Source organism: uncultured Agitococcus sp. (genome assembly GCF_937920075.1).
In the GTDB taxonomy this organism is placed as follows: Bacteria; Pseudomonadota; Gammaproteobacteria; order Pseudomonadales; family Moraxellaceae; genus Agitococcus.
This window is the reverse complement of record NZ_CALETI010000401.1, coordinates 1-8,776: the sequence shown is the minus strand read 5'-3', so window position 1 is coordinate 8,776 and position 8,776 is coordinate 1. Positions and strand designations below refer to the sequence as shown.

Genomic DNA, 8,776 nt, shown 5'->3' with positions numbered 1-8,776 from the left:
GATTGAGGGTATCGACTTGATACGATAAACAATATGGACAACGAATAGTCATGATAATGAATCCTGTAAAAGCATAAAGCCCCATACCACAGATGCGGTATGGGGCTTTAATAAGGGATGGAGGAAATGAGTTTGTTTCACTCACTTAAGTAATATGTATTTGAAAATCTTTGGAATCGAGGTTAATTATTTTTTAATGAGTCCAAATAATCAGCCCATTGTTGCATCATTTTGTGACGCTCAGCTTTATGTGCAGTACGATTATAGGCACGGCCATTGGGGTCTCTGACAGCATGGGCTAATTGATGTTCAATAAAATCGGGGCGTATCTGCAATACCTCATCAAGCACTGTACGAGCCATTGCCCTAAATCCATGACCACTCATTTCATCTTTACTAAATCCCATACGTCGTAATGCAGCAAGAATTGCATTATCACTCATGGGACGTTGGGTAGTACGTGCGCTTGGAAATACATAACGCCCATTACCTGTCAGTGGATATAATTCTTTTAATATACTGATAGCCTGAGATGAAAGTGGCACAAGATGTGGCTCACGCATTTTCATTCTCGTTGCAGGAATATTCCACTCTGCTTTTTCTATATCAAACTCAATCCATTCCGCAGCACGTAATTCGCCAGGGCGTACAAAAACTAGAGGTGCTAATCGTAATGCACTTTTAGTCACAAAAGAACCTTGATAACTATCTATAGCACGTAATAAATCGCCAATTATTTTGGGGTCGGTAATAGCTGCAAGGTGACTCTGCTTTACAGGAGGTAATGCACCTTTGAGGTCTGGTGCAGGATTATAAGTTGCTCTACCTGTTGCAATAGCATAACGAAAAACTTGACTACAGTTTTGATGCGCACGATGTGCTGTTTCAATGGCTCCTCTATCTTCAATCCGTCGTAGTGTTTCTAATATTTCGGGTGCAGTAATTGCTGAAATGGGTAAATGTCCCAACCAAGGAAATATATCTCTTTCAAGGCGACGGATAATTTTTTCACTGTGAGAGTCAACCCAGCTCGTAGATTGTTTTGTGTGCCATTCACGAGCTACTATTTCAAAACTGTTAGCAATTTCACCTTCTTTGGCTGCTTTGCTAGCTTTACGATTAACGCCAGGGTCTATACCAGCCGCCACTAATTTTCGGGCTTCATCGCGTTTTTCTCGCGCTTGTTTCAGGCTAGTCTCAGGGTATGTACCCATTGATAGTGTTTTATGCTTTTGTTCAAAGCGATAATTAAATCGCCACCATTTCCCACCACTCACAGCTACCAAAAGATAAAGACCTTTTTCATCAGTCATTTTATATGGTTTTTCTTTAGGCTTTGCCGTTTTACATTGAGTATCGCTAAGAGGCATAGCAAGCTCCTTAAAAGAGGCCATTCGTATCATGCAGCTAAAATCTAGGCAGGCTCAATATTTGTTGGCAAAAATGGTATTTGAGGTAACTGCCTGTGAGGGTAGGTGTGTTACCTCAAATATTACCCCCAGTTACCCTTGGATTTCAATAGATTCTATCGGACAGTATCGGAAATGAAAAAGGCCAGAACCCTTTATTTTATTAGGTTTGCTGGCCTTTATTGGATGTCTTTGGAAGGGTAATTGGTGGAGATGGCGGGAATTGAACCCGCGTCCGTCAGCACTACGCTCTTGGCTCTACATGTTTAGTCTAGTCTATTGATTTAATCGACTACGACCCGACCGACAGGGAGTAGCCAACGATTCTCTAAGTTTTAGATTTATGCCGCGAGACGAGACATAAAGCGTAGCCAGTGTAGCGTTACGCCCAAATCCCCCAGCCACCGGCGCATGGGTTCATTGTTTCGCTAACTATTAAGCTGCGAGTGCGTAGGTTTCGTCGTTTGCGACTATATTTTGAGATTTTTATTTACGAGAGACACCTCACTCTCGACATGCACCTCAGAGTTTCATCACCGCCGTCGAAGCCATGTCATCCCCAAAGTTTGTTAACTATATCATATATATAGTCATTCGTGGGCTTTTCAAGCTTGTTGGCAAGTAATTTTTAGTGATTCTTAAAAATACGTTGTTTTTCGCGCTGCCAATCACGTTCTTTTTCGCTATGACGTTTATCATGCAATTGTTTACCTTTGGCCAAACCAATTTGGCATTTGGCCAAACCATTTTTCCAATAAAAAGATAAAGCCAAACAGGTATAACCTTTTTGTTGTACAGCACCAATTAAACGATTTAATTCACGTCTATTAAGCAATAATTTACGTGTACGTGTTGCTTCGGGAACATAATGTGTTGAGGTTGATAACAAAGGCGTAATATTAGAGCCTAATAAAAACGCTTCGCCATCTTTGAGTAACACATAAGAGTCCACCAATGACATACGACCAACGCGTAAGGCTTTGACTTCCCAACCTTGTAATACAATACCTGCCTCGTAGGTGTCTTCAATAAAATAATCATGTCTTGCTCGTTTGTTTTGAGCAATTGTGTTGTTAGAGGTTCCTTGATGTTTTTGACTCATAATAACCAATAAAAAATATAGAAAAAACTTCGTTATTTTGCCTTAAAAGGCAATACTAGACTACTATTATCATCAAGCTAAATCGTAAAGCTATACATAACATCTTACAAAATTAAAAAGATATACACTTGTTGTTTGAGTGACATAAATCACAAAAACTGATACAACAAACTCCTACTAATAAAGTCAACTATTGGTACATAACATACCATCACTATTTGATGCTTTAAAAAACTGACTGAAGGATACTAACAATGAATAAATTGTATTTACTGCCTATTTTAGCAGGCTTGAGCACTTACGCAATGGCAGATCATACGCCTAGTCATAAATGTCGTGTTGGCGAAGTGTCTCAAATTAAAGGCACAGTCGAATTAGAACGTAAAAGCCAAAAGTCTACGCCCAATATTGGGACAAAAATTTGTCGAGGTGATAAATTTATTACCACTGGCGGCTCGGTCGCCGAATTGAGTTTACGTGATGGCACTAAATTAACTGTTGGCAGAGATAGTCAATTAGTGATTAAAGATTATCGAATTTATAAACGTCAACCTAATGTTGCCTTATTTGATTTATTACAAGGTGCATTTAGAAGTGTAACGGGCTCTATTACTAAACGGCCTCATAAATTTGAAGTCAATACCACCATTGCAACGATTGGTGTACGTGGAACTGACTTTTGGGGTGGTTTTGGCGTGACAGATGGTGCATTGGATGTGATTATGCTTAGCGGTAAAGGTGTATATGTCAAAAACGATAAAGGCCAAGTAGAGCTAGATCAAGCAGGTTTGGGGACAACAGTTAGTACAGATGCAGCACCAAATGAACCAAAAGCGTGGGGCGAAGAAAAAGTGAAACGTGCAGTTGCTACGATTACGCCCGATTAAGAAGTTTTGCGAAATAGTTTAGCCTTCGGTAAGATTAGCCAATCAAAGGACTTAAGTTCTTGACAACTTAAGTCCTATTTTTTTGGAGCTTTTTAACATGACTAAAACCCGTGTACTCTATCCCGGTACGTTTGACCCAATTACTAATGGCCATATAGACCTTGTCGAAAGAGCCGCACGTTTATTTGACGAAGTTGTTGTTGCTGTTGCCGCAGGCCACCATAAAAAACCTTTATTTGATTTAGATGAACGAGTACAACTGGTTCAACAAGTAACAGCACATTTACCAAATGTTACGGTGTGCGGTTTTAGTCAATTATTAGCCAAATTTGTTCAAGAGCAACAAGCAACTGCGGTATTGCGTGGTTTAAGAGCCGTTTCTGACTTTGAATATGAATTTCAACTAGCCAATATGAATCGACAATTATTTGTTGATTTTGAAACAGTATTCTTAACGCCTTCAGAAAACTTATCGTATATTTCATCAACATTAGTTCGTGAAATTGCTCGATTAGGTGGTGATGTCTCTAAATTTGTGGCCCCTCAAGTGGTAGATGCTTTTAATAAAAAGTTTGGAGGCTAGTACATGGCCTTAATGATTACCGATGAATGTATTAATTGTGATGTGTGTGAGCCTGTTTGTCCGAATGATGCCATTTTTCAAGGACCAGAGATTTATGAAATAGATGCAGGTTTGTGTACTGAGTGTGTTGGCCATTTTGATGAGCCACAATGCCAAACGGTTTGTCCTGTTAGCTGTATTCCGCTTGACCCACGTCATGTGGAAACAAAAGATCAATTGTTAGCTAAATTACAAAGAAATCAAGGACAAGCTTAGATTTAGAGAAAATTTAGGCATAAAAAAACCCCACCAACAAGTAGGATTGGCGGGGTGAAAGTGGATTAAATCTTTTAATCCTTCGCATATTCTATGCAAAATTGGCAGAAAAATCTAGAGTGATTTATTAATTTTTGCCAAAATCATTGATTGTTATTGGCAATATCACGATCTTTTAAGCGATCTTGAGTTGCAGTACATCCCATACAACGTGTAAAAGTCGCTTTAGCTGGGCCAACCACTAAGGTTTTTGCGGCCTCTTCAACATTACCACCTAATGCTGTAAAAGGTAAAGACGCAACAAATGCTGCTGTTCCACCTAAAGTGAGAGCTAATAACATTGGGCGTGCGACTGCGGCATCTAATACCATTGCCCCTGCACCTGGCCTTTGATTGACTTGGTCATCCATATATTCTTCAGCAAAAGAAGGAGTGGCGATCGCGCAGGATAAAATTAATGCACAATTAGCTAAAGCGCGACGTGAAAACAGACTCATTATTATCTCCTTGTAAAAGGGGTAGCGTGTTAGATACGCTCTTCATTGTAATAATTAAAAAATAATAGTATCGAATCTAATCCGAGTTGTGTTTAGATGCAAGCCCTAAGCACAAAAAGCTGGCTGACATTGTGAACAGTATATCGTACTTCGATTATTTATGCGTATTAATTGTAGTGGGCTGTGACAAATAATACACGGTTTTCCTTCTTTACCATATACAGATAATTCTTGTTGAAAGTAGCCCATTTCGCCTTGACTGTTGACAAAGTCGCGTAAGGTAGTACCACCACGCTCAATAGCAGAAGCTAAGATGGTTTTAATGTATTGGGCTAAACGATTATAAGCAGATTGATCTAGATGTTTAGCAGGGTGTAGTGGGTGAATGCCAGCAGCAAATAAGGCTTCATTGGCATAAATATTACCTACACCAACAACAATATGGCTATCCATAATAAACGATTTAATAGCGATACTTTTTTGACGACTGCGCTTAAATAAATACAGGCCATCAAAATCATCAGTTAAAGGTTCAACACCTAAACTGGCAAGGAGTGGGTGTTCTTGAATGGGAGTGGTTAACCATAAGAAAACACCAAAACGCCGAGGATCATGAAAGCGTAAAGAAAGCTGATGGTCAAAGTTGATAATCACATGATCATGTTTACGATAGTCTTCCGTTGGAGAACATAAACGTAAACTACCAGACATCCCTAAATGAATCAGAGCATGGCCACGCTCAGTTTTTAAAATAATATATTTGCCTCGACGACTGAGCTCAAGACAAGTTTGACCTATCATGTCATGTAAGCTATCAGGAACTAATTGGCGTAAGCGTGGCTGTCGAATATGAATAGCAGCAATCCTATGATTAAGCAGAGGTAGTAAGCCTTGCTTGGTTGTTTCGACTTCAGGAAGTTCTGGCATGATGAATTAATGTAATTTAAAAGAAACAGGGGGGCTGAGCGATGTCGAAGCCACAAAAGCAAAAAGCCCGATAAATCGGGCTTTTTATAAGCAAAATCAAAATTATTTGATTTTAGCTTCTTTAAAAATAACGTGCTGACGAATTTTTGGATCAAATTTTTTGATTTCCATTTTTTCGGGCATTGTACGTTTATTTTTAGTAGTGGTGTAAAAGTAACCTGTACCAGCAGAGGATACTAAGCGAATTTTGTCACGCATGATTTAAACCTCAGATTTTGTGGCCGTTAGCGCGCAAGTCAGCAACAACTTGTTCTACGCCGAGCTTGTCAATAGTACGCATACCTTTAGAAGATACACGGAGACGCACAAAACGCTTTTCGCTTTCTAACCAAAAGCGATGGTAATGCAAATTAGGTTCAAAACGACGTTTTGTTTTGTTGTTAGCATGCGAAATGTTGTTGCCAACAATAGGACGCTTGCCAGTAATTAAGCAAACTTTAGACATAAAATACTCCCAAATGCGATCAGAACCGCCGCCTTAACGACGGCAGACAGCAAGGGGCGCATTTATAACAAAATCGCCCCTTGACAGCAAGAGTTCTTGAGAAATTATTTTAATAAAACTTTCTCAATAAACTTGTGAATTGGATTTTTGAAGGGTGGGGCTAAGAAACGGATAGACCATAACTTAGGTTTGACTAAAACAGAGCGTGCATTAGACATGGCAGCAAAACCTTCTTTGCCATGATATTTACCCATGCCTGAGTGACCAACACCACCAAACGGTAAATCTTCTTCGGCAACGTGGGTAATGACATCGTTGGCAGAAAAACCGCCCGATTGAGTGTTACGCAAGACGAAATCAATGCGTTGTTCATTATAGTCAAAATAATACAAGGCTAGAGGACTTGGACGCTGATTAATGTAGTCTAAGGCTTCTTCTATATGGTCATATTCTAAAACCATCAATACAGGGCCAAAAATTTCATTTTTAGTAATCAACATATTTTGATTAACATTGGTCACTAAGGTAATGGGTAGTTTGCGGCTATTGGCAAATGACTCATTGGCAGGATTGATTTCAATGATTTGAGCACCTTGATCACGGGCATCGTCTAAATAGCTTTTTACCCGTTGATATTGCTTATTATTAACAATGCTAGTGTAATCAGGATTATTAAGCATTTTAGGATACATTTTAGCCACAACCACACGCATGGCTGCGGCTAATTCAGCAACTTTTCCTCTTGGCACAAATACATAGTCAGGAGCAACACAAGTTTGTCCCGCATTCCAACCTTTACCAAATGCTAATTTTTCAGCAGCATCTTTCATACTCACAGAAGGATGAATAATTGCAGGAGATTTGCCACCTAATTCCAAAAGAACGGGTGTTAAATTTTCAGCAGCGGCTGCCATGACTGTACGGCCAACATTGGTTGAACCCGTAAAGGTAATTTGATTAAAAGGTAAACGGCTAAATGCGTCCGATACGATACCACCACCTGTAATCACAGCAACTTGATCTTCATTAAAAGCTTCTGTTAAAGCCTTTTTAACAATTGCACCAGTTTTGGGGGTAAAACTGGACATTTTAATCATTGCACGGTTGCCTGCGGCCAATGCACAAATTAATGGGCTGATTGCTAATAGCAAAGGATAGTTCCACGGCGTAATAATACCTACAACACCTAATGGTTGATATTGTACCCAAGCCTTAGCAGGTAAGTGCGTAGGGTTAATATGGCGTTTATCTGGCTGCATCCAATTGTGCAAATTTTTGCTGTAGTATTTGATATTTTCAATGCTAGTTAAAATTTCGGCGAATTTGGTTTCGTGATGAGAGCGATGGCCAAAGTCTTCAGCAATGGCTTGAGCAATTTGATCTTGGTATTTAATTAATACTGTTTTCAAATTATCTAACAATGCAAGGCGCTCGGTTGCTGTCGTACTTGGTCTTAGACGAAACGCGATTTTTTGTGCATCAAATACGCGTTGCATATCAGCAATTTCAGGATGATCGGTATGCAGAGGTGAAACACTGGCGGTCATATTAAAGCCTCTAAATATCAAAGGGCTGAGTGAGTATAAAGTTAACAATACAGAAGTAGTGGTACTGTCGTGCTAATATTTGACTATTTTTAGAGTATTTGCTCTAATTTGTCAAATGAAAATTAAATTTTTCCGCTGAATGGTTAGAGAGACGTTTTGATAACGACTGCTCTAGCAGTGAAAAGTGGTATTTCGTGTGGTTGAATTGAGTGATTTTTGTATTATTGAGCATAATAAACAGAAAAACTTAACAAAATATGCCAATTTTTAAGTGTGATGCTGTTAATATTTTAATAGTTTTAGCGGTATCATAAATGATATCTGTAGCAATAGAACAATACCAATGAAGTTGCTATAACGAGGAAAGCCCTTTGAAAACACGTGATCGGATTTTATTAAAAAGCTTAGAGTTATTTAATGAGCAGGGTGAGCGTACAATCACAACCAATCATATTGCATCAGCCTTAAATATAAGTCCAGGTAATCTGTACTACTATTTTCGTAGTAAAGAAGACATTATTTTTGAAATTTTTTTACGTTATGAACAAAGCATGTTGAATGCCTTAGCTGTTCCAACTGACCGTAATGTCACCTATATGGACAAAATTGGTTATTTTGAAGCGATTTTTCATCAGTTGTGGGAGTATCGCTTTTTACATCGAGATTTGGCTCATTTATTAGAGGAAAGCCCTCGTTTAAGGGCTTCATATAGAAGCTTCGCAAAAAAAGTGATGGCTCAGGCTTATTTGGTTTATAATGCTTTGCGAGAGGCGAAATTTATTCAAGCGACAGAGCAAGATGTTCGTGCGATGATTGTTAATATTTGGATTTTAACAACAAGTTGGGCATCTTTTGTAGTAAGTAGTGGCTTTTTTGGTGAAGAAGTTGTTTTAAGTCCACAAATGTTGCGTAGAGGTATTTACCAAATTATTTGTTTGGAAGCACCTTATTTGCAAGGTGAGGCTTTAGCAAGGCTGCCTGATCTTTTACAAGAGTATCGTCAGGCTGCTGAAATTGTTGATTAGCTCAAAAAATACAAAGAGTTTAACAAAAAATAAGAAAGA

At 38.8% G+C, this 8,776-nt stretch carries 11 protein-coding genes and 1 other RNA gene; 4 read left to right on the top strand and 8 right to left on the bottom strand.

Annotated features, from left to right (window positions below; translation table 11 throughout):
* Positions 1–182 precede the first annotated feature (182 nt).
* From Q0212_RS13980 to smpB, 3 genes are all read right to left on the bottom strand, one after another.
* Complete coding sequence (locus Q0212_RS13980; RefSeq protein ID WP_297926564.1) at positions 183–1,370, bottom strand: integrase arm-type DNA-binding domain-containing protein; 1,188 nt, start codon at positions 1,368–1,370, stop codon at positions 183–185.
* Between the two features lie 244 nt (positions 1,371–1,614).
* Positions 1,615–1,970, bottom strand: a transfer-messenger RNA (tmRNA) gene (gene ssrA, locus Q0212_RS13975).
* A gap of 67 nt (positions 1,971–2,037) precedes the next feature.
* Positions 2,038–2,511: an SsrA-binding protein SmpB gene (smpB, locus tag Q0212_RS13970; protein ID WP_297926563.1), complete on the bottom strand. Its 474-nt coding sequence runs from the start codon at positions 2,509–2,511 to the stop codon at positions 2,038–2,040.
* Between the two features lie 254 nt (positions 2,512–2,765).
* On the opposite strand from smpB, the gene Q0212_RS13965 reads away from it, so the two are divergent.
* The 3 genes from Q0212_RS13965 (at position 2,766) to Q0212_RS13955 (ending at position 4,236) form a co-directional block, all read left to right on the top strand.
* On the top strand, positions 2,766–3,398 hold the full coding sequence (locus Q0212_RS13965) for a FecR family protein (protein WP_297926561.1): 633 nt from the start codon (positions 2,766–2,768) through the stop codon (positions 3,396–3,398).
* 97 nt (positions 3,399–3,495) lie between these two features.
* Positions 3,496–3,981 carry a pantetheine-phosphate adenylyltransferase gene (gene coaD, locus Q0212_RS13960; RefSeq protein WP_297926560.1) on the top strand — a complete coding sequence of 162 codons (486 nt, stop codon included), beginning with the start codon at positions 3,496–3,498 and terminating at the stop codon, positions 3,979–3,981.
* A gap of 3 nt (positions 3,982–3,984) precedes the next feature.
* Entirely contained in the window at positions 3,985–4,236 is a 252-nt protein-coding gene (locus Q0212_RS13955) for a YfhL family 4Fe-4S dicluster ferredoxin (protein WP_297926559.1), read from the top strand.
* Positions 4,237–4,379: 143 nt separating this feature from the next.
* On the opposite strand, the gene Q0212_RS13950 is transcribed toward Q0212_RS13955, so the two are convergent.
* The 5 genes from Q0212_RS13950 to Q0212_RS13930 all read right to left on the bottom strand — a co-directional run bounded on the left by Q0212_RS13950 (position 4,380) and on the right by Q0212_RS13930 (position 7,661).
* Positions 4,380–4,733: a hypothetical protein gene (locus Q0212_RS13950; RefSeq protein ID WP_297926558.1), complete on the bottom strand. Its 354-nt coding sequence runs from the start codon at positions 4,731–4,733 to the stop codon at positions 4,380–4,382.
* Positions 4,734–4,838: 105 nt separating this feature from the next.
* The gene (gene mutM / locus Q0212_RS13945; protein WP_297926557.1) at positions 4,839–5,660 is read right to left on the bottom strand and encodes a bifunctional DNA-formamidopyrimidine glycosylase/DNA-(apurinic or apyrimidinic site) lyase; all 822 of its coding nucleotides are present in this window, start codon (positions 5,658–5,660) and stop codon (positions 4,839–4,841) included.
* Positions 5,661–5,762: 102 nt separating this feature from the next.
* Positions 5,763–5,918 carry a 50S ribosomal protein L33 gene (rpmG, locus tag Q0212_RS13940; RefSeq protein ID WP_001205031.1) on the bottom strand — a complete coding sequence of 52 codons (156 nt, stop codon included), beginning with the start codon at positions 5,916–5,918 and terminating at the stop codon, positions 5,763–5,765.
* Positions 5,919–5,928: 10 nt separating this feature from the next.
* Positions 5,929–6,165, bottom strand: coding sequence for a 50S ribosomal protein L28 (gene rpmB / locus Q0212_RS13935; RefSeq protein WP_107865578.1), 237 nt, complete (start codon positions 6,163–6,165; stop codon positions 5,929–5,931).
* Between the two features lie 104 nt (positions 6,166–6,269).
* Positions 6,270–7,661, bottom strand: a complete 1,392-nt coding sequence (locus tag Q0212_RS13930; RefSeq protein ID WP_297926565.1) for a coniferyl aldehyde dehydrogenase — start codon at positions 7,659–7,661, stop codon at positions 6,270–6,272.
* Between the two features lie 422 nt (positions 7,662–8,083).
* Between Q0212_RS13930 and Q0212_RS13925 the strand changes: the two genes are divergently transcribed.
* Positions 8,084–8,737 (top strand): TetR/AcrR family transcriptional regulator, encoded by a 654-nt coding sequence (locus Q0212_RS13925; RefSeq protein WP_297926553.1) that lies wholly within the window; start codon positions 8,084–8,086, stop codon positions 8,735–8,737.
* Positions 8,738–8,776 lie beyond the last annotated feature (39 nt).